The following is a 20,509-nucleotide window of genomic DNA, read 5'->3' as shown; positions in this document are numbered from 1 at the left end:
GGACCCGGAGAACCAATTATGTACGGATGACTTCGCCGGTCATTGGGCTCATAATGCCAATCTTCGGTGAAAGCGATCATGGGTGTAGCCGGATATAGCGAAATGGCGCATATGCTTGGTTTAGATGATGTTGCAGAGAAATATGCAGGTATAGCCAAGAAAATGCGGTGAAATGGGAAGAAATGGCAAATGAAGGTGATCACTACCGTTTGGCGTTCGACCGTGAGAATACCTGGAGCCAAAAATACAATATGATTTGGGATAAGATGTGGAACCTAAATTTATTCCCTAATAACGTAATCAGCAAAGAAGTAAATTATTATTTAACAAAACAGAACCGTTACGGATTACCGTTAGATTCCCGCAAAGATTACACTAAATCTGACTGGATTATGTGGATTGCAGCTATGTCTCCAGACCAAAATACTTTCGAGAAGTTCATAATTCCTCTTTATAAATATATCAATGAAACGACTTCACGTGTGCCCATCAGCGATTGGCATGAAACCAAGACAGGTAAAATGACAGGTTTTAAAGCGCGTTCAGTAATTGGAGGATACTGGATGAAAGTATTAATAGATAAAGTACAGAACAAACAATAAAATAAATAATCGTTCAAAGTTGATACAATTAAATAGAATGTGAAATAACTCAACATATTTTAAACATCCATCTGTATTGTACTTATTCTCTAAAGTATAATACAGGTGATAAAATTAATTTGCTATGAAAAGTGAAGAACAAGTATTTTGGTTTTTAAGCCATAACAAGATGTGGTGTATCCCACTCTGTCTGGCTGCATTTTCATTATTACCTAGTAGCTATACTCATGCTGCCAGTATAATAGATGAAAATACATTAATAGTAAACTCTACCCAACAACAACGTATTGTAAAAGGTACTGTTATTGATGCCAACGGTGAGCCATTAATAGGAGTCAATGTAAAAGAAGCAGGGGGAGTACTGGTACAATCACTGATATAAACGGTGAATTCTCTCTAAATGTAGCCCAAAAACAATATTAGAAATTTCTTTTATCGGTTATCAAACACAGAATATTACTGTGGGAGAGGCAAGACAAATTACTATAACCTTACAGGAAGATACACAAGTTTTTAGATGAAGTTGTTATAACAGGGTTTGGTATGTCACAAAAGAAAGCGACATTGACAGGCGCTGTTTCTTCAATTAAATCTGAAGAAATTGCTCGTTCCTCTGCAGTTACTGCAGGTGGAGCTCTGGTTGGTAAAATTGCAGGTGTAAATACTCGTCAACAAGATGGACGTCCTGGTGCTGAAACAGCTTTGCAAATTCGTAACATGGGTACTCCATTATTTGTAATTGATGGTGTTATTTCAGATACAGGGCAATTTAGTCAGATGGATTTTAATGATATTGAATCTATATCTGTACTAAAAGATGCATCAGCTGCTTTATATGGGGTACGCGCGGCGAATGGAGTAGTGGTTGTTACAACTAAGAAAGGTAGTCGTAATTCTAAAAATACAGTTTCTGTTAATGCTTATTATGGTTGGCAGAAAAACTCCAAATATGTTAGTCCAGCTAATGTAAAGGATTATGTTCATGCCTATGTAACAGCAGAAACATTCTCTGGACGTAATGGTGATTCTCGTCGTTACAGCAAAGAAGAATACGAAAAATGGATGAGTGGTACAGAACCTAAATATCAAGGCTGGGACTGGGAAGACTATATTTGGGTAAGCGCTCCACAGTATTATATTAATACTAATTTCTCTGGAGGTACAGATAAAGCAAACTATTATGTAGCAGTATCCCACATTAATCAAGATGCAACTATCCGCAATTACGGTGGATTTCGTCGTACAAATGTACAGATGAATATCGAAATGAATGTAAATGAACGTCTCAAGGTGGGGGCAAGTATGAATGGACGCATTGAAGATCGTCGTCATCCTGGAGTACCGGGAGCAGATGATACATGGCTGCCTCGTTTTGCAACAATGAAAAACCAACCGACTAAACGACCATTTGCTAATGATAATCCGAATTATCCACAGCTCGTATCCGACCAACCGGAAACAAACTTTGCTATTCTGAATTACGAAACTACAGGAAAGGTATCGGATGTATGGCGCGTAATTCAAATGAACGGTACTGCTGAATATGAGATTCTGAAAGGATTAAAATTCAAAGGGATGCTAGGTTACTATTATGCTTATAACGAACTGGATAACCAAGAATTCACTTACGAACTATATGGTTATGACGAACAAAAAGATAATTACTATGTAACCAACCGTATGTCAAATCCTTATCGTGAACGTAACCGCGAGAAGGTAGAAGATCAATATTCAAACTTTCAGTTAAACTTTGACCGCAAATTTGGTAAACATGCGGTTGTTGCTGTAGCCGGATTTGAGGCAAGTCAACGTAAACGCCCTAAAATGTGGATTCATTCTACACCAGTTTCTAATGCAATGGATTTGATTCGTCTGAAAGAAATTCAGGAGTTTAATGATGATGGAAATAGAACAGAAGCACGTATGGGGTATTTGGGACGTATCAATTATAGTTATGCAGACAAATACTTAGTTGAATTAATAGCTCGTTGGGATGGCTCATGGAAATTCCGTCCGGATAATCGCTGGGGCTTTTTCCCATCAGCATCTTTAGGCTGGCGTGTTTCTGAAGAGAACTTCTGGAAAGAGAGCAAAGTTGGTGAGATCGTAACTAATTTAAAACTACGTGGTTCATATGGAGAAGTTGGTGATGATGCTGTTTCTGACTATTCTGCTTTTGACTATCTACCTGGCTATAATTACAACAGTGGAGGTGCGGTAATTGACGGCAACTGGGTAGTAGGAACCTCAACTCGCGGACTACCTAACCAAACACTATCCTGGATGACAGCAAAGATTTTAGATATTGGCGTGGATTTAGGTTTTCTAAATAACCGCTTGAATATACAATTTGATTATTTTCGTCGTGTACGTGATGGAATTCCTGAACCTCGTTATGATGTGTTAATACCGAACGAAGCAGGTTTTAGTCTACCAAAGGAGAATCTTAAATCAGATATGCACAAAGGTTTTGATGCTTCCATTATGTGGACTGATCATATCAATGATTTCAATTATAGTGTTGGGGGCAATATAACCTATTCCCGCTTTTGGGATTGGGAACAGTATAAGCCGCGCTTTAGTAATTCGTGGGATGAATACCGTAACAGCATTTGGCATCGTGTAGGATATGTGAATTGGGGGTATGAAGCTATCGGTCGTTTTGATAGTTGGGAACAAATTGCCAATTATCCAGTTGATAATGATAGAAAAGGGAATCGCACAGTAGTTCCAGGGGATATTATGTATAAAGATCAAAACAATGATGGCGTGATCAATTATTTGGATGAACGTCCCATTGGGTATCGTGTGGATAGTACTCCTACCCTCAATTTTGGTATTAATCTTTCTGCATCATGGAAAGGATTTGATTTGGCAATGGATTGGACCGGCTCCGGTATGACATCATGGAATCAATGTTATGAGACAGCCCGTCCGTTCCAAAACGATGGAAACAGCCCTGATGAAGTATTGAAGGATGCATGGCATTTATCTGATATATGGGATGCTAATAGTCCGTTAATTCCTGGTAAATACCCCATGGTTCGTCTAAATACTGATGAAACTAGTGCTTATGATAAAAGTTCATATTGGTTACATAATGTAACTTATTTAAAGTTACGTAATTTGGAAGTCGGCTACACATTCCCCAAAACATGGTTAAACAGAACTGGCATTAGTAATTTAAGACTGTTTGTTTCAGGTACAAACTTACTGACTTTATCCAATTTGTCTGTGATGGATCCGGAATGTGCATCTGACAACGGTTTGGATTACCCTCCGATGCGAGTAATAAACATTGGCGTAAACCTAAAATTTTAAGAAACAATGAAAAAGAAATATTTATATACAGTAATGACTGCCACGATGTTGGCATTGGGCAGTTGTAGTGGCTTCTTGGACACAAAGCCCGATACATTATTAACCCAAGATCAGACTTTTGGAGACCCTACATTGGTTAAATCCGTATTGGCAAATTTTTATGGACGCGTAACAATAGGACAGCGTATTGATGACTGGGATCAATGGACAATGCTAGACGAGGTAATTCATTTCGACACAAATAGCGACGAAAATGTCGATAGAAACAAATGGCGTACATATGACTATACTCTAGTACATGACCTTAATCAGTTCTTAGAAGGTATTAAACCCTCAGACGCTGTAGATGAAGCCACGAAAACTGCTTATATAGGTGAAGTACGCTATATTCGTGCATGGCTTTATTTTTGCATGGGACGTACTTTAGGTGGTGTACCTATAATAAATGATGAAATATTCAATTACACTCCAGGTATGGATATTACAACTCTGCAGATACCCCGTTCTACTGAAGCTGATTTATACGATTATGTAATCTCAGAATGTCAGGAAGCCGCCAAAATGTTGACCAAAGACACTAACAAAAACTCTGCACGAGCCAATTATTGGGTAGCAAAAATGCTGGAAGCCCGTGCGGCTTTAACTGCAGCTTCATTAGCTACTTATAACACGGCCGAGACACATCCGCAGTTGCGCACAAATGGTGGAGAAGTAGGTATACCGGTTTCCAAAGCCCAAGAATACTATAAAATAGCATTGGCCGCTGCAAAAGATGTTATAGAAAATGGACCTTACAAGCTCATGCTGGCATCAGAGCAAACTCACAAAGCACATGCGGACAATTTCTATAAAGCTGTATGCCAAAAAGATGGTAATACAGAAGTCATTTGGTGTCGTGATTATGTCTCTCCGGGACAAACACATCAGTTCACTAAAGGAAACCTGCCCAAAAGTATAGAACAAGATACTGGAAGTGACCGTTTATCTGTTTTGCTAAATCTAGTTGAGGCTTTCGAACCGCTTGATGCCACAGAAGAACAAAAAGGAACGAGTATACCATTTGAAATTGGTACCCTTGAAAATCCGAAATTCTTTACCGAACCAACAGAACTATTCATGGAACGTGACCCGCGCCTAATGGGTTCTATCATTGTACCTGGAGCAACTTTTGACAGTAAGGTTATTGAATTACAAGCTGGGCAACTGCGAAAAGAAAATGGTTCATGGTCTGAAGTAACTGGAGCCCGTAATTCTTATGACGAGGATGGCAGGTTGATTACAGCTAATAATGGTCCTTTCGGCGGTAATGACCGAGAAATAAACCGTACCGGTTTCTACGTGCGCAAATATTTGGATGCTACACCTTCAGCAGGTACTATTGGACGTGGTTCCGAAATGTGGAATGTTTATTTCCGTATAGCAGAGGCTTATCTAATTGCCTCTGAAGCTAGCTGGGAGCTATCACGGATAATACTGATACAGATGCACTGAAGTATATTAATGCCGTTCGTAATCGGGCCGGAATCTCGTCATTAAATACAATTGATCATGAGAAAATCATGCATGAATACCGAGTAGAATTTGCATTTGAAGGTAATCGATGGTGGGACCTGAAACGCTGGATGGAGGCAAGCAAAATATGGACTGGTGAACCAACAGCAAGAACTTCACAACGCTTAGGGCTATGGCCATTCAAAGTGGTTGCTTCAGGTGATCCTAACGATGGCAAATGGGTATTTATTGAAAAAGATATGCAAAAGTTAGATTTATGGCGCCGTCCGTTAAAATGTACAGATGCACAATATTATTCAGAAATTGATAACGGCTGGATTAATAATAATCCAAAGTTAGTGAAGAATCCTTATCAGTAACTTAATAAGAAACAATGAAGATGAAAACAATATTAAAAATATATTCAATAGTCATATTGTCTATTTTTGCATTAATAAGCTGTAGCAAAGATAATTATGACGAACCGACTTCCTTTATAAAAGGCCGTGTGGTTTATAAAGGAGAGGCTTTACAATTACGTGGCAATGAAGCAGTCAAATTGCAGCTATACCAACGTGGCTATCAAAAACACGATCCAGTAGAGGTTTTTGTAAACCAAGATGGAGAGTTCTCTATCTGTATCTTTGATGGACAATATCAATTAATAACGAAGGCTGGCAATGGACCTTGGAGTGATGAGGGACGCGATACTATAGAGATAAAATTAAATGGACTTACCACACAAGATGTTGAAGTAACTCCTTATTACTTAATAGAAAATGCTAAAATAGCTCTGAATGGTAATAAAGTTGACGCTTCATTTAAAGTAAATAAAATAGCAGGTACTGGAATTGATCGTATGATTATGTTATTAAGTACCACACAATTCTTGAGTGATGCTGAACATAATGTAGATCGTTATGACGAAACCGAAAATTTAGCACAATACGACGAAACAGGTAAGATATATAGTTTTACTACCAAAGATTATACTAATAACAGTATGTTCCAAACAGCTTTAAAAAGAGGAACACTGTTTGGACGTATTTGCCTGTGGCCCAAAGGGTCTGATCAAGGAATTTATTCGGAAGTATTTAGACTTAAATAGAACTATATTTCAGTTTTATTTATGAGGGTGTCTTCGGACACCCTCTTATCATTTATTCTAACTCAAGGAGTAAACGGAACTGTACCAGATGGTTTAGGCAACAGAGTATTCACAGGTAAAGGGACTCCCAAATCCGGCATTCCATCAGCATCCCATCCTATCTTCTGCAATCGTGGATTGCGACTCTCCGACTCTCCCGTATTACCGCTAGGAACACTTCTTGCCTGATACAATATATACCATTCCGTTCCATCAGGCGAAGGAAGGAAGGAAAGGTTAGCCGGACCATACACTCCATCTTCCGGTCTCTGCTGAAATACAGGAACGGGGCTCTTCTTCCAGGAAGCCGGATTCAGCAAGTCACTATCCGCGTCGGCAGTCAACATTCCGGTACAATAATAAGGAGACCAGCAACCGCTTGCCGCATAATAGACAATGACAGTCCGGTTATCTTTGGAATGAAAATACTGAGGGCTTTCATTTACATAAATCGGATAAGCAGTCCGCCCGCCATCCGGATTTACCCACTGCCGTTCCCATTCATACTCCGGCTTCGAAATCATAACCCTTTGCGTAGCCAATGTCCAGGGATTTTCCATGCGGGCAATATAGATGCATTGTGTTTCACTGCCTATCCTCCGATTAGGCCACCCGGACCATAGAAGATAAAGCTCCCCTTTATGTTCAAAAGTTGAGGGATGTATTCCCCAGTTCCAATCGGGATTGGTCATGATCGCTCCTTTCATGCGAAACTCTCCTTGCATAGGGTCAGGAGAATCATTCTCAATCACATAAATCTGATGATTATCTGTATTTCCGTCATCGGCAGCAAAATAGATATACCATTTACCATTGATATTCCGTATTTCCGGATTCCAGAGGTTATGGCTATTCGAAGGATCTTTAGGCACCCAGACCTCTTTGCAAGTGGAATGAGCCATATCGGTAATATCGGTGGTTACCCACAGATATATTTGCTCATTAGTTTCATGGGTATAATAATATTTACCATTATGGTAAATCGCGCTTGAATTAGCCCCTTCCATAAATAATGGATTGGCATAAGTATCTTTTTCAACATCTTCTTTCTTTCCTGCCCGTTTGGAATTACAAGAGATGTTCAGCAAAACAAGGAATAATAACAAACATAAATTGATTCTCATAGTTTCATTTTTAAGATGATACAAAGAAAAGACTTTTTTTTCATTAATAGTTAATAAAGCGAAAATAAAAATTAAGTTTGGAATATCATTCTCGTCATTACATCGTGACACATCCTGCTGATGACAGGAAAACAGAAAAAAGAGAATGTAAAGACAAACTACCTATTAATAATAAAAACAGAAAGTTTCTTGGTATCATTACACACTTTCACACGAAATATATTAACCCTTTATATACTTCTTCCGAATCATTTATTAATAAATTCTTTCATCGTTTATTATAAACGTCCCCCAAGTTTATTATAAACTAGGATTTCGTTATTTCAGTAACAAATATTAATTTTAAGCAACAAAAAGGGCTGCAATTCCCATAAAGAATCGCAGCCCTTAGCTTGTATCAGACTATCCGGCAAGCACTATCCGAAGTGGAAACGCTTGCAATCTGTTATTATATTGTACTTATTATTACTCATTTTTCGTCTATATTATCAATGTTATCGAATTTACTTCCGGTTCTCACTTACAAATATACAACATAAAAAACGGTTTGTCAAGCCCTGCATGCTTCTTTCATCCATCTGATGACAAATCAAACGGTAGAATCGGCATCCGGAGTGCTTTCTGCCGCTGTCTCGGAAGCAGACAACTGATTAACATATTCCTTCGGGAGAACTCCATATTGTGCCTTGAAACACTTGGCAAAATAAGAGGAGGAAGTGAATCCAACCTGTGCCGCAACCTCGGAGATACGTGTACCGCCCTGGATTAACTCAGCTGCCTTATTCATACGGAGGGCCTTCAGATAATCATTGGGTGACATTCCCGACAATGCTTTTATCTTCCGATAGAAGTTGGAACGGCTCATGTTCATCTGCTCTGCAAGAGTATCGATGGAGAAATTCTCGTCTGCCAACTGGTCGGCAATCACTTCCTGTATCTTGGCAACAAACTCACAATCTCTCTGAGTCATCGCAAGTTCTGCCGAGGCCTGATTGGCATTCCCGGACAAACTGGCCATCAGCTTATGGAAAGACTGCCTCAAGCGGAGCAGGTTCTCGATCTGCTTATGCAGTTGTTTGATAGAGAATGGCTTCTCAATATACACATCGGCTCCGCATTCCAGTCCTTCCACCTTAGATTCCAGCGTCGTTTTTGCCGTCAGTAAGATGACCGGAATATGTGAATAGTCGATTTCCGATTTCACTTTGCTACAGAGTTCCAGCCCGTTCATTTCCGGCATCATCACATCACTGACGATGACGTCTACACTCTCCTGTTCGAGTATCTCAAGTGCCGCACGCCCATTCGGGGCTTTCAGCACACGGAACCAGGCAACCAACGAGTCACGCGTCAGATTCAACAGTTCGACATTATCTTCTACCAGCAATACGGTGAATTTCTTTCCGGAGAACTCTGAAGGAATATTCTCTGCCGAACCTTCGTTTTCGGAATGAACTTCAACGATATCAGCTGCTTCTTCTGCCTTCTTTTCGTTTAAAGGAAGAGATAATATAAATGAAGAACCTTGCGGTTCGTTATCATCAAGGCGCAGGCTGCCTTGATGAGCTTCTGCCAGAGATTTCGCAAAAGCCAGTCCGATACCGGTACCTGTGGCGGTAGCGACTTTATCATCCGGCATTTGGTAGAAGGCTTCAAATATCTTTCCCTTTTGGGCATCCGGTACTCCACGACCGTCATCACTCACATATATCTCATATCCCGCATCAGTTGTCACGAGTTTCAAATCGATACGCGTACGGGCATATTTTATCGCATTGCCCATCAGATTCACCAGTATCTTACTCAACTTTTCCCGATCGACCATTGATACCAGTTCCTGCTCGGGCAGAGTCAATACCAGTTCAATTCCCTTTAACTCGGCAGGACTGGTGAACTGACTATATACATCATTCACTATTTCCTTAATATCGCAACTTGCCAGATTCAGTTGCAAAGCTCCGTTTTCCATCTTCTGGAAGTCGAGCAGCTGATTGGTAATCCCTAAAAGATAGTTTACATTCTTATCTATTACAGACAGATACTTAGCCTCTTTTCCTTCATGTTCTATCTCTTGCAACTTTTCAAGAGGCAATCGGATCAGACTGAGAGGGGTACGTATCTCATGTACCAGATTAATGAAGAAGCCGATCTTTGATTTATAAACTTCCTGTTCTTTAGCAATCTGATATTTCTCCATCCGGCGTTTGTACTTATGCTTCACGCGAAGATTCCAGCGCCATGCAATCCAGACAATCCAGCCCATCAACAGGAGAATATAAATAAAATAGGCGAAAGAGCTACGCCACCAAGGGGGAGTAATCACTACCCGCAGAGTAGTTGTCTTCTCGTTCCACTGATGGTCATTATTGGAGCCACGCACTTCGAACTCGTATTCTCCGGGAGGCAGATTGGTATAAGAAGCAGAGTTGTTCTCGGAGTTGGTAATCCACTCTTTATCTACTCCTTTTAATATATAGGAATATCGGTTTCGTGCCGGGTCTTCATAGCTTAGCGCCACAAAACGAATCGTGAAACTATTATTTTCATAAGACAAGGTTATCTTGTCAGCCATATAAATCGGTTTCCCCAGTTGAAGCAGCTTCTTCACTTCCTGTTCGTCATTCAGGTAGGATAAACGGATATCAGTCACATATACCGGAGGAATGTAGGAATTATCCACAAAACGTTCCGGCTGGAAAACATTGAAACCATTGATTCCGCCAAAATATAGTTTACCTTCAGAAGACTTTAAAGAAGAACGTGCCATAAACTGATTTCCCTGCAGACCATCATTAATCGTAAACTGTCGGAAATGAGCTTTAGAAATCGGATTAATCTTAAATATCCCTGCATTGCTGGATATCCAGAAATCTCCTGTCTGATCTTGTTCAATAGAATAGATCACCTTATTGGGAAGCGCAGAATCAAACTCAATAAATGCCTCTGTTTTGGGATCGAAGGAGCATAATCCTCCCCCATTCGTGCCAAACCACATCACGCCTTTGTTATCTTCAAATACCGTGATCACCGAATTACTGGTAATGGTGGTCGAATCTTCCCGTTCGTGCTGGAAATGTTTCCAGTGTCCGCTCAGGGTATTGTAGGAGAACACGCCGCTGTTGGTCGTTGCAATCCACAGGTTGTTATACATATCCTCATATATATCGCCCACGGAAATCATGGAACCGATACTGGTGATCGTCATGAAATTATCGGCATCAGGATTATACCGGCATAAGCCCCAGCTTGTTCCAACGAAGATTTCCCCTTTCCGGTCTTTATACATACATAGTACGTCATTGCTGCAAATGGTATTGGGGATTCCGCGCGAGTGGGTATATTCCTTTATCGAACCGGTACGCAGATTAAGCACACGTATTCCTTCCGCATAAGTACCGATCCAAAGACAATCGCCGTCTAACATCAAAGAGCGAATATCATATTTCTGACTCTTTACACCACCGATATGATATTCCGAAAGCTCCCGTGTAACGGTATTGAAGAAATACAAGCCACTCTGAGTACCAATCCAGATGTTTCCGTCTTTATTTTCACAGAATGGGCCTACCACCTCTCCTGCTCCCGCTATCCCCGACAGATAGGCGGGTGAATAGTAATCGAAACGCTTGGTCTGCTTGGACATATAGTTGATACCTCCCAAGTTCGTCAATACCCACAGAGCACCTTCCGCATCCCACATCATGCCGTTTATGGTCTGATCACTCAGACTTCGCGGATCAGCCGGATTATCTGCACGGAGGAAGGTTTTCGACTCGCGGTTGAATAGATAGAGTCCATTATCGGTTCCTACCAGCAGTTCATTCTCCGTATATTTCAGCAGGCTGCGAACTGCCCCGAAGTTCAATGAAGGAGCCATGTAATTCTCAACCGTTCCGGTCTGCCGGTTCAATCTCCCCAACAAATTGTTGCCTGCTCCCAGCCATACTTCTCCCTCTACATCGAGTACACAGTTTATTTTGTAACTATCGGAAGAGTTCACGTCCGATGAGACTTTATATGATTGCAGAAATTTGCCGTTTTCATCGAAACAAAGCAGTCCTTCCTGTAGCGAAGAAACATACACCTTCTTCTTATCATAACTCTGACAGACATCCCAGACAAAAGAGGTCTGAATACTATTCTGAGTCAACACTTCGGTCTTGGGATCATAAATAAAAAGTCCCTGCCCCAAGGTGGCAATCCAGAGAAGTCCGTTCTCCGTCTTTACAATCTTCTTGATTTCACTGCTGACGTATACGCCATATTGAGTGGTCTTATCAAAATAGGAGAAACGGTCCGTTGCCCGGTCATAGATATACAGTCCGGAGTTCGTTCCAACCCATATATTCTGATCTTCTTCAATCAGTGCCTCAACGAAGTTGTTCTCCAATGAGAATTTATCGTTCAATACATTCCGATAAACTTTATTGCCCCGACCGTCATAACGATTCAGTCCGTCACTGGTGCCCAGCCAGATAAATCCATAGCTATCCTGTATAGCACACCATACCGTATTATGTGACAAGCCATCTTCCACCTGATATTTCTTGAAGGAGAAATAGGGAGATGCAGACAATGGTTCGAGCCAGAAGGCCAGTAAAAGTATCAGTATCTTTGTTAACTTCATACCAAGTGTGTCTTATGTTTAGATTAACGATTCAACCAGGGTTCCGGATTCAACTTTTCTTTCTCTCTGCGTAACTGGAAATGCAGTACCGTTCGTCCGTTATCCGCGCCATCAGAGAATATCTGTCCGATAGACTGCTTTGTGCTCACCGTATCGCCGGATTTCACCGAAGCGGAAGACAGATTACAGTAAACGGAAATATAATTACCATGCCGGATGAGGACGTTAAATAGTCCGTTCAACTGGAACACGGCTGCTACCTTACCATCAAAGATGGCACGGGCTTGTGCTCCCGGCTTTCCTTGTATATCAATTCCTTTATTGTCCAGCTTCACATTACGGAGTCCTTCAACGGAATACTGTCCATAGCGGCTGGTTATGATATAAGGTCCGGATATAGGCATCGGAAGTTTTCCACGGTTGGCAACAAAGCTACCGGACAGTTCACGATCTGCCTTGCTCATCGTAAAAGCGTCCAATGGCTCCGACTTCGGTTTGGCAGCCGTTCCGGTTTCGGAGGCACCTTTGTCATTTGTATCCGCCTTCTTGCGGGCTACCGCTTCGCGGCGGGCTTCTTCCGCGGCACGTTTGCGGGCGCGTTCTATTTCTTCTGCGATCAACCGGTCGATACGGGCATTCAGTTGATTGGCTTCCCGTCTCTTCTTGTTCACTTCGCTTTGCAGACCTTTCTGTTTCTTTTGCAGATTAGCTACCAGCGTACGCTTCTCTTTCTCCTGAGCTTCCAGTTTCGCTTTTTCGTTCTCACGTTCTTTCAGCAGTCCCTCTTTGGCGGCTTTCACTTGCTGGCGTTCTGCTTTTTTCTTCCGTATCTGCTCCTGCTTCTTTAATATTTCCTCCCCCTGCAGACGCTGATAGGTGGCATATTCACGCACATAACGCATACGACGATACGTTTGTCCCAGGTTCTTGGCGGAGAAGATAAACATCAGTTTCTCTTCAATCGATTTATTCTTATAGAGGTACTGAACAGATGCTTCGTACTTCTTCTTTTTCTCTTTCAGGTCTTTTTCAAGACTGTTCAGTTGCCGGTCCAATGACACTAATTCGCGTTCGATAGTCTCCACATCGTTATTGATCGCAAGGATATACCGTTTCCGTTCTTCAATCTGTCCCGTCAGTGCCGCCAGTCCGTTCAACTGACTGCCTACGTCCTTCTTTGTATTCTGTAAAATCGACTCCGTCTCGGCGATCTGCTTCTGCAGTGCACCGCGCTTACCTTCCAGTTCACGAATCAGCTTGTTCGATTGAGCAGAAAGCGGAATTGCCAGCCAAAGGCTGCTTACCAGAATTACAAAGAGACGTTTTATCATAATAAAGCTACCAGCATTTTCATTAATTCTTCCAAAGAGACCTGACGGTATCTGGAAGTAACTTCTGTCGGAGTGATCGAAAGTTCTTTGGTCGAAAAATCATAGAGTTGTACTTTCGCTTTCTCCAGTTTGGGGATTCCCATGTCTTTCCCGGATAGTTCAGTTTTTCCTCCGGGTTTAGAAGCGTCAGTCAGCAATTTCTCCAATTGGGAGAACTCTACGTTCTTCGATAATATTTCTTTCAGCTCTTTTTTGGTTGCGCGTACAAACCGCTTGTTCATCCGGTCGACGAATAATACTTCAGTAGGAGTCACCTCGATGCGTGCCAATTCCGTACGGAGAATAGGCATCAGCAAGGAAATCTGTACCCGTTCACGGCTCTTCATCTTCATGGTACCGCCCACTGACATACTTCCGCCTTTACTCGGAATCGTCAGCTGAAGTCTGGAAGCCAGATAGCTGGGAATAGCTACTTCGGAAGCAGCTACTTCCGGCACCTTTGTCGCCGTCAGACGCTTTGAACTCTTACAACCTACCAATACGACTGCAATCAACAAAAAATAAGCGATTCTTTTCATTCTGCAATGTATTTTTTCTTTTCTATTTTCTGTTTCAATGTTTTCGACTCACTGCCCATTTCCAGTGCTTTCTTCCAGTAGGTAAGTGCGCCGTCCACATCTCCGGTCATATAATAGATATCTCCGCAATGTTCTACAATCACGTCACTCTTATCGCCGCCCTCACTTTTCATGGCGTTATCGATGTAAATGCGAGCTTCCGCATAATTCCCTTTTTCAAAGAGAATCCAGGCATACGTATCCAGATAAGTGGCATTGTTTGGCTCTGCCTTTACAGTCTTATAGCTCATTTCTTCTGCTTTATCCAGATCACGACGCTCTACTGACAGGTAATAGGCATAGTTGTTCAGTGCGCCAATGTTGGACGGATTGTAGACCAGTGCCGAATCATAGGCAGCATAAGCCTCCTTCATCTGCTTCTGCGTATGATACATATCCCCCAGAATAGAGTAGAACTCCGAGACGGTTTCTTTCTTACTGTCAGCCGTCGTATGTTCCAGCGCTCTCTTGCAGATGCTTATCACACTATCCGGTTTCTCCGCCTGATTATAGGCAATAGCCAGATAATAATAAAATTCCAGCGCATCCGGAGTCGCTTCAATACCCGGCTCGCAGACTTTGATAATCTGCTTATAATCTTCTTTTTTTGCCGCAGCGCCGATCAGCATCATACGGGCAGCTTTATTGGTAGGGTCCAGGTCAACCACCTGTTCCAAGACGGGAACCGACTCCGACTCCATCTTCTTGGACAACAGATATTGCGCATAAAGCATCGGAATCTGAGGATCATCCTGTTCCTGCTTCATGATCCGGTCAAACAAAGCGATGATCTGCGTACTGTCCTTATCGGCCTGCTCATTTTCCACAATCATCTGACGCATGACGCCCACTTTGGTATCAGGAGTCACCTTCTTATTCAGCAACAGCGTATCCAGCTGCTGTTGGTAGAGTTCTTCCTGCTCTGTCTGTTTATAGTAAGAAGCCATCGAGAAGATAGCCATCGGATTATCGGGCTCCGCCGCCAGTACCTTCTGATAAACGTCATAAGCCTCCTGTTTCTTGCCATTCTGAAGATATACGTCCCCCAAGATGACTTGATAACGCATGTCCATCGGATATTCCTGCACCAGACTTTCTATTTCCTGAAATGCTTTCTTGTCATCCTTCATCTGAAGATAGATACGAAACTTCTCCATGGACAACTGTTCATTCTTACCCATACGCTTTTCCAGACGGTTTAAAGTAGAGATGACTTCATCATACTTTTCTTGTCGGCCATACAGGTCCAAAAGGTTGAAAAGCGGGTCCTGCTTGGCAGGAAAACGTACCACCATCTGTTCCAACAAAGTGACAGCCTTATCCAGTTCGTTCTGCTGCTGATACAAAGATGCCAGTCCCTGACTATACCAGTAGTTATCCGGCGCATTCGCCACAGCCTTTTCCAGCGCCTCTTGCCCTTGCGGCACCTGACGAAGGAACATATAATACTGCGAAACCTCATAAAGCGCAGAAGCCGCATTCGGATGAATATCCAGACAATGCTGCAATAATCCGAAAGCGGACGCATAATCCTTCTTTTCTTTCAGGCGCATAGCTTCCAGAAAGAAATAATCATATTTCCGCTGCTGTTCGGGCGTTAATGAAGACTGCGCCAAAGCGACAGCTGGCTTTTCCCTTGTACTTTTCACCGTTCCGCACGAAACCAATGTCCATACAGCAACCAAAAGCCATATACTATTTTTCTTGTTCATTTTCTCTTTTTATGGTACTTATCCTCGTCCTGTATGTCCGAAGCCCCCTGCTCCGCGTTCTGTTTCATCCAGCACTTCCACTTCCTGCCATACTGCCTGCTCATGTCTTGCGATCACCATCTGGGCAATACGTTCCCCGTCCTCGATCACAAAAGGTTCGGAAGAAAGGTTGACCAGAATAATGCAGACTTCTCCACGATAGTCCGCATCAATCGTTCCCGGAGAGTTGAGCACGGTAATACCCTTTTTAATGGCTAGTCCGCTACGGGGACGAACCTGAGCTTCAAATCCTTGTGGAAGAGCAATATAGATTCCTGTCGGCACCAGGCAACGCTGCAATGGCGCCAATGTGATAGGTTCAGAAAGATTAGCACGGATATCCATTCCTGCAGATAACTCAGTGGCGTAAGCCGGAAGCGGATGCTTCGATTTATTGATAACTTGAACGTTCATAAATGCACATTTACTATTTAACGGGCGAAAATACACATTTTGAACTGAAAATTAGTTAAGTTTGCAGTTAAATAATGTGGTAACAACCAATTTGCAAATTGTAATCAGCCAAATAGTAAATAAAATGATGAATTGGAAGCAACTAATATCAGCCAAACGCTTCGGAATGGAAGAATTTCACGAAGAACGACAAGAGAACCGTTCCGAGTTCCAACGGGACTATGACCGCCTCATATTTTCCGCACCGTTCCGCCGCCTGCAGAACAAAACACAGGTATTCCCGCTGCCCGGTAGTATCTTCGTGCACAACCGACTGACGCACAGCCTCGAAGTATCTTGCGTAGGACGGTCTTTGGGCAACGATGTAGCCAAAGCAATCCTGGAACGCCAACCGGAACTGGAAAGTTCCTTCCTGCCGGAAATCGGCTCAATCGTATCGGCCGCTTGCCTGGCACATGACTTAGGCAATCCGCCTTTCGGGCATTCCGGCGAACGGGCTATCTCTACGTTCTTTTCAGAAGGAAAAGGACAAAGGCTACAGGAAAAGCAGCCGGACGGAGAGCAACTTTCTCCGATGGAATGGGAAGATTTGACACATTTCGAAGGAAATGCGAACGCTTTCCGCATCCTCACTCACCAGTTCGAAGGACGCCGCAGAGGAGGATTCGTCTTAACATATTCAACGCTTGCCTCCATCGTAAAATACCCCTTTTCATCGAGCCTTGCCGGCAAGAAATCTAAATTCGGCTTCTTTGTCAGTGAAGAAGAAAGCTACCGTAAAATCGCAAATGAACTGGGACTCATCCAGCTTAGCGAACAGCCGTTAAAGTACGCGCGACACCCGCTAGTGTATCTGGTGGAAGCAGCAGATGACATCTGTTATCAGATGATGGATATCGAAGACGCCCATAAACTAAAGATTATCACTACAGACGAGACCAAGGAACTGTTGATGGCGTTTTTCTCCGAAGACCGGCAATCCCGTCTCCGAAGTACTTTCCAAATAGTCAATGATATCAATGAACAGATAGCCTATCTGCGTTCTTCTGTTATCGGTCTGTTAGTACGCGAGTGCACCCGTGTCTTTCTGGAACACGAGCAGGAAATACTGGCAGGAACTTTCGAAGGAGCGCTCATCAAGCACATCGCCGAAGGTCCGGCAGCCGCTTACAATCATTGTGCGGAAATATCATTGAAAAGAATTTATCGTTCGCAAGATGTACTGGACATCGAGCTGGCAGGCTTCCGTATCATCAGCACTTTGCTGGAATTGATGGTAGATGCCGTCACCTTACCGGGAAAAGAAAAAGCTTACTCCGAGCTTTTAACCAACCGTGTTTCCGACCAATACAATATAAAATCGCCCGTACTCTACGAAAGAATACAGGCGGTACTTGATTATATATCTGGAATGACCGATGTCTTCGCACTCGATCTTTACCGGAAAATTAATGGCAACAGCCTTCCTGCGGTGTAACTACCTTAGGAGTAAACACCCCTTCGCTCTCACAAGGCATTTTCAGCGCATCCGGATGACTTTCTATAAAGGTCTGGATGTGCCGGATTCGCTTGTCTTCAAGGATTTCATCTACAGCAATCAGGATACCGGTTTCTTCCACGTCACCAAACTCATAGTTGATAGCCGTCCCGAACATACGCATGGTAGGGCTTAAACTCATATAGGCATTGACCAGCGGCGGGATATTATAACCCAGCTTGCGAATCTCCGTATTCAATATCTTATAATCCTCTTTAAAGGTATCCTTGCAGAACAACGTTCTCAGTTCCTCGTCGGAAGTTTCCAGAATCAGCGGTTCCATCGGTGTAACCAACTCTTCCCGATCATTAAAATGCTTCTTAAGGAAGTACAGAATCATGTCGCGTCCACGACGATGATAGCTGGGATACATAGTCACCTTGCCAAAGAAGTACTTCACATTCGGCATCACCACTGTCAGCGCTCCCAATCCGTCCCACAGATTATCCAACGCAAACAGACCTTTACTGCCGGCACGTGTAGACTGATATTCCAGTGTCACAAAAGAGCGTCCCAACTCAATGGTCTGAGGCAGATATTCCTTTATAAACGCATCCGAGAAATGAAACATGTGAGAAGTAGCCAGAATCGGAGCCCCCGCTTCGTCAAAGCGCACATCCGTTCCAAGCAAATACCGGTAACCACCTAATATTTCTTCCGCCTCCGGATTCCATACGATCAACTGCTTATATGGGTGCTCCATCGTGTCGTATTCGTCGATATCCATCGACAGGCCCGTTCCTCCACCCGCAGCACGAAAGGCAATTTCTCTTAAACGACCAATTTCACGCATCACATTAGGTGCATTCTGATGGGTAATAATATAAATCTGATTATTACTTTTATTGGTCATTCGCAAGCGTCTATCTTCCGTCAACTCTGCTTTCAGCAGTTCTTTGCTCACCGGTTTAATAATCTCTTCCATATTCTTGTTATAGTGTTCTATCAGTTACAGTTTATATACAATGTCCTTCACATACTCCGCCCACTGCGCAGGAGTCTTCGATTTATCGAAAGTCTGCCAGGGAATCGGTTTTCCAAAAGTGACAGTAAAGGTTTTGTGGCGGTTCTTAAACATCTCGTCCGCCAGATACAGCATAGCAATATTGAATTTAATACCCAGTGCCTTACAAACATTCGCCAGATTGTAGAAGAAATCAGAGTTTCTGCCACCAAAATGAACGGGAACTACGTCTCGCTTCGCCTGTATGCTTTTTATAATGAATGTCTTCTTCCATTCCAGATCACGGATCACTCCGTTCTGACGCCGCGAGCAAAGTCCCGCAGGAAACATGATCATCTGGTCGTCGGACTGAAACCCGGCTTCCACCATCTTGGGAAAGTCCTTTGCCTGCTTTCCTGTCTTATTGATAGGGACACAAAGTGGGGCCAAACCGCGAAGGTTCATCAGCAGGTCATTCACCAGATACTTTACTTTCCCGTCATAATGGCGTCCCAGCACATAGCCGAGTGCCACTCCATCCTGTCCTCCCAGCGGGTGATTGGACACAAAGGTATACAATCCTTCTTTCGGCAGGTTCTCTATACCTTTCACCTCTACCTTCGCATCAAGGAACTCCATGCATGCTTCAAGGAAATCCACTCCCAGTTTATCTTTCGATTCATTCAGGAACACATTAATCTCGTCCTGATGAACTATTTTCTTCAGATAAGAAACCACAAACTTAGGGATGTACTTATAATGCTTCGGAGCTTTCGTCCGAAGTATCTTATCGACATCGATTAAAAATAAAGAGTCATCAGTCATTCTTTTCAAATAAAAATGATGCCACAAAATTAACGGTTCTTTTTTATTAATCGCAATAATTTGCCAGAAAATGCAGGATTTAAGTTTGCAACTTGAAAAAAGAACACCCAAAAACTATCAAATACCACCTAAAAACTATCCGCGGATAGTTTTTCCCCTAAATTTTGTCGGTTCATCCCCTATCTCATTATCAGAAATGCCGTAAACTTGCACCATCGAAAAATACAAACGAATATTCACTTTTTAAAAGCAACGTATATGAAAAGTTTAAGCTTCAGAAAAGATTTAGTAGGAGTACAGGATGAGTTACTCCGCTTCGCATACAAACTGACAACCGACCGCGAAGAAGCAAACGATTTGTTGCAGGAGACATCACTCAAAGCATTAGACAATGAGGATAAATATATGCCCGACACAAATTTCAAAGGATGGATGTATACCATCATGCGCAATATCTTTATCAACAACTACCGTAAAGTAGTTCGCGACCAGACATTCATCGATCAGACCGATAATCTTTATCATCTGAACCTGCCGCAAGACACCGGCTTTGAAAGTACGGAAAGAACGTACGACCTGAAAGAAATGCATCGGGTAGTCAACGCGCTCCCGAAAGAATATAGAGTTCCGTTCGCTATGCACGTTTCCGGCTTCAAGTACCGCGAAATCGCTGAAAAGCTGAACCTCCCGCTGGGCACCGTGAAGAGCCGTATCTTTTTCACCCGCCAGAAATTGCAGGAAGAACTGAAAGACTTTCGCTAAACCTTTAACTATATTAT

The 20,509-nt window shown here is 42.6% G+C and carries 11 protein-coding genes and 3 pseudogenes; 6 read left to right on the top strand and 8 right to left on the bottom strand.

Annotated features, from left to right (window positions below):
- The 4 genes and pseudogenes from ACHLI0_RS15400 to ACHLI0_RS15385 form a co-directional block, all read left to right on the top strand.
- Window positions 1-602 (top strand): annotated as a pseudogene (locus ACHLI0_RS15400) (DUF1793 domain-containing protein); the annotation flags it as partial.
- Between the two features lie 124 nt (window positions 603-726).
- Window positions 727-3,923 (top strand): annotated as a pseudogene (locus ACHLI0_RS15395) (SusC/RagA family TonB-linked outer membrane protein).
- A 6-nt stretch (window positions 3,924-3,929) separates the two neighbouring features.
- Window positions 3,930-5,794, top strand: a pseudogene (locus ACHLI0_RS15390) (RagB/SusD family nutrient uptake outer membrane protein).
- Between the two features lie 20 nt (window positions 5,795-5,814).
- Complete coding sequence (locus tag ACHLI0_RS15385) at window positions 5,815-6,522, top strand: DUF3823 domain-containing protein (protein ID WP_490749539.1); 708 nt, start codon at window positions 5,815-5,817, stop codon at window positions 6,520-6,522.
- Between the two features lie 62 nt (window positions 6,523-6,584).
- Here ACHLI0_RS15385 and ACHLI0_RS15380 read toward each other — a convergent pair whose 3' ends face one another.
- The 6 genes from ACHLI0_RS15380 to dut all read right to left on the bottom strand — a co-directional run bounded on the left by ACHLI0_RS15380 (window position 6,585) and on the right by dut (window position 16,425).
- Window positions 6,585-7,685, bottom strand: a complete 1,101-nt coding sequence (locus tag ACHLI0_RS15380; RefSeq protein ID WP_234120031.1) for a glycoside hydrolase family 43 protein — start codon at window positions 7,683-7,685, stop codon at window positions 6,585-6,587.
- A 589-nt stretch (window positions 7,686-8,274) separates the two neighbouring features.
- Complete coding sequence (locus tag ACHLI0_RS15375) at window positions 8,275-12,312, bottom strand: hybrid sensor histidine kinase/response regulator transcription factor (RefSeq protein ID WP_490749538.1); 4,038 nt, start codon at window positions 12,310-12,312, stop codon at window positions 8,275-8,277.
- A gap of 23 nt (window positions 12,313-12,335) precedes the next feature.
- Entirely contained in the window at window positions 12,336-13,643 is a 1,308-nt protein-coding gene (locus tag ACHLI0_RS15370) for a murein hydrolase activator EnvC family protein (RefSeq protein ID WP_490749537.1), read from the bottom strand.
- Complete coding sequence (gene lolB1 / locus ACHLI0_RS15365; protein WP_490749536.1) at window positions 13,640-14,221, bottom strand: lipoprotein insertase outer membrane protein LolB1; 582 nt, start codon at window positions 14,219-14,221, stop codon at window positions 13,640-13,642. The genes ACHLI0_RS15370 and lolB1 overlap by 4 nt, the downstream gene beginning before the upstream one ends.
- Window positions 14,218-15,972 carry a tetratricopeptide repeat protein gene (locus tag ACHLI0_RS15360; protein ID WP_490749535.1) on the bottom strand — a complete coding sequence of 585 codons (1,755 nt, stop codon included), beginning with the start codon at window positions 15,970-15,972 and terminating at the stop codon, window positions 14,218-14,220. The genes lolB1 and ACHLI0_RS15360 overlap by 4 nt, the downstream gene beginning before the upstream one ends.
- Before the next feature lie 18 nt (window positions 15,973-15,990).
- Complete coding sequence (dut, locus tag ACHLI0_RS15355; RefSeq protein ID WP_008767650.1) at window positions 15,991-16,425, bottom strand: dUTP diphosphatase; 435 nt, start codon at window positions 16,423-16,425, stop codon at window positions 15,991-15,993.
- A gap of 124 nt (window positions 16,426-16,549) precedes the next feature.
- Here dut and ACHLI0_RS15350 point away from each other — a divergent pair, with 124 nt between their 5' ends.
- Window positions 16,550-17,902 carry a deoxyguanosinetriphosphate triphosphohydrolase gene (locus tag ACHLI0_RS15350; RefSeq protein ID WP_008763725.1) on the top strand — a complete coding sequence of 451 codons (1,353 nt, stop codon included), beginning with the start codon at window positions 16,550-16,552 and terminating at the stop codon, window positions 17,900-17,902.
- Here ACHLI0_RS15350 and glsB read toward each other — a convergent pair.
- Window positions 17,874-18,887 carry a glycine N(alpha)-acyltransferase GlsB gene (gene glsB, locus ACHLI0_RS15345; RefSeq protein WP_008763724.1) on the bottom strand — a complete coding sequence of 338 codons (1,014 nt, stop codon included), beginning with the start codon at window positions 18,885-18,887 and terminating at the stop codon, window positions 17,874-17,876. The genes ACHLI0_RS15350 and glsB overlap by 29 nt on opposite strands.
- A gap of 24 nt (window positions 18,888-18,911) precedes the next feature.
- On the bottom strand, window positions 18,912-19,730 hold the full coding sequence (glsA, locus tag ACHLI0_RS15340) for a lyso-glycine lipid O-acyltransferase GlsA (protein WP_195440320.1): 819 nt from the start codon (window positions 19,728-19,730) through the stop codon (window positions 18,912-18,914).
- A gap of 258 nt (window positions 19,731-19,988) precedes the next feature.
- On the opposite strand from glsA, the gene ACHLI0_RS15335 reads away from it, so the two are divergent.
- Window positions 19,989-20,492 carry an RNA polymerase sigma factor gene (locus ACHLI0_RS15335; protein ID WP_008763722.1) on the top strand — a complete coding sequence of 168 codons (504 nt, stop codon included), beginning with the start codon at window positions 19,989-19,991 and terminating at the stop codon, window positions 20,490-20,492.
- Window positions 20,493-20,509 lie beyond the last annotated feature (17 nt).

Source organism: Bacteroides sp. RCH18, assembly GCF_058231005.1.
Note: the sequence above shows the minus strand (reverse complement) of the source record. Positions and strands in the feature narration are given on the sequence as shown.

Excerpts from the sequence above, each read along its gene's own strand:
- ACHLI0_RS15385 (WP_490749539.1), top strand. The coding sequence starts at position 5,815 with ATGAAAACAATATTAAAAATATATTCAATAGTCATATTGTCTATTTTT.
- ACHLI0_RS15380 (WP_234120031.1), bottom strand. The coding sequence starts at position 7,685 with ATGAGAATCAATTTATGTTTGTTATTATTCCTTGTTTTGCTGAACATC.
- ACHLI0_RS15375 (WP_490749538.1), bottom strand. The coding sequence starts at position 12,312 with ATGAAGTTAACAAAGATACTGATACTTTTACTGGCCTTCTGGCTCGAA.
- ACHLI0_RS15370 (WP_490749537.1), bottom strand. The coding sequence starts at position 13,643 with ATGATAAAACGTCTCTTTGTAATTCTGGTAAGCAGCCTTTGGCTGGCA.
- lolB1 (WP_490749536.1), bottom strand. The coding sequence starts at position 14,221 with ATGAAAAGAATCGCTTATTTTTTGTTGATTGCAGTCGTATTGGTAGGT.
- ACHLI0_RS15360 (WP_490749535.1), bottom strand. The coding sequence starts at position 15,972 with ATGAACAAGAAAAATAGTATATGGCTTTTGGTTGCTGTATGGACATTG.
- dut (WP_008767650.1), bottom strand. The coding sequence starts at position 16,425 with ATGAACGTTCAAGTTATCAATAAATCGAAGCATCCGCTTCCGGCTTAC.
- ACHLI0_RS15350 (WP_008763725.1), top strand. The coding sequence starts at position 16,550 with ATGATGAATTGGAAGCAACTAATATCAGCCAAACGCTTCGGAATGGAA.
- glsB (WP_008763724.1), bottom strand. The coding sequence starts at position 18,887 with ATGGAAGAGATTATTAAACCGGTGAGCAAAGAACTGCTGAAAGCAGAG.
- glsA (WP_195440320.1), bottom strand. The coding sequence starts at position 19,730 with ATGACTGATGACTCTTTATTTTTAATCGATGTCGATAAGATACTTCGG.
- ACHLI0_RS15335 (WP_008763722.1), top strand. The coding sequence starts at position 19,989 with ATGAAAAGTTTAAGCTTCAGAAAAGATTTAGTAGGAGTACAGGATGAG.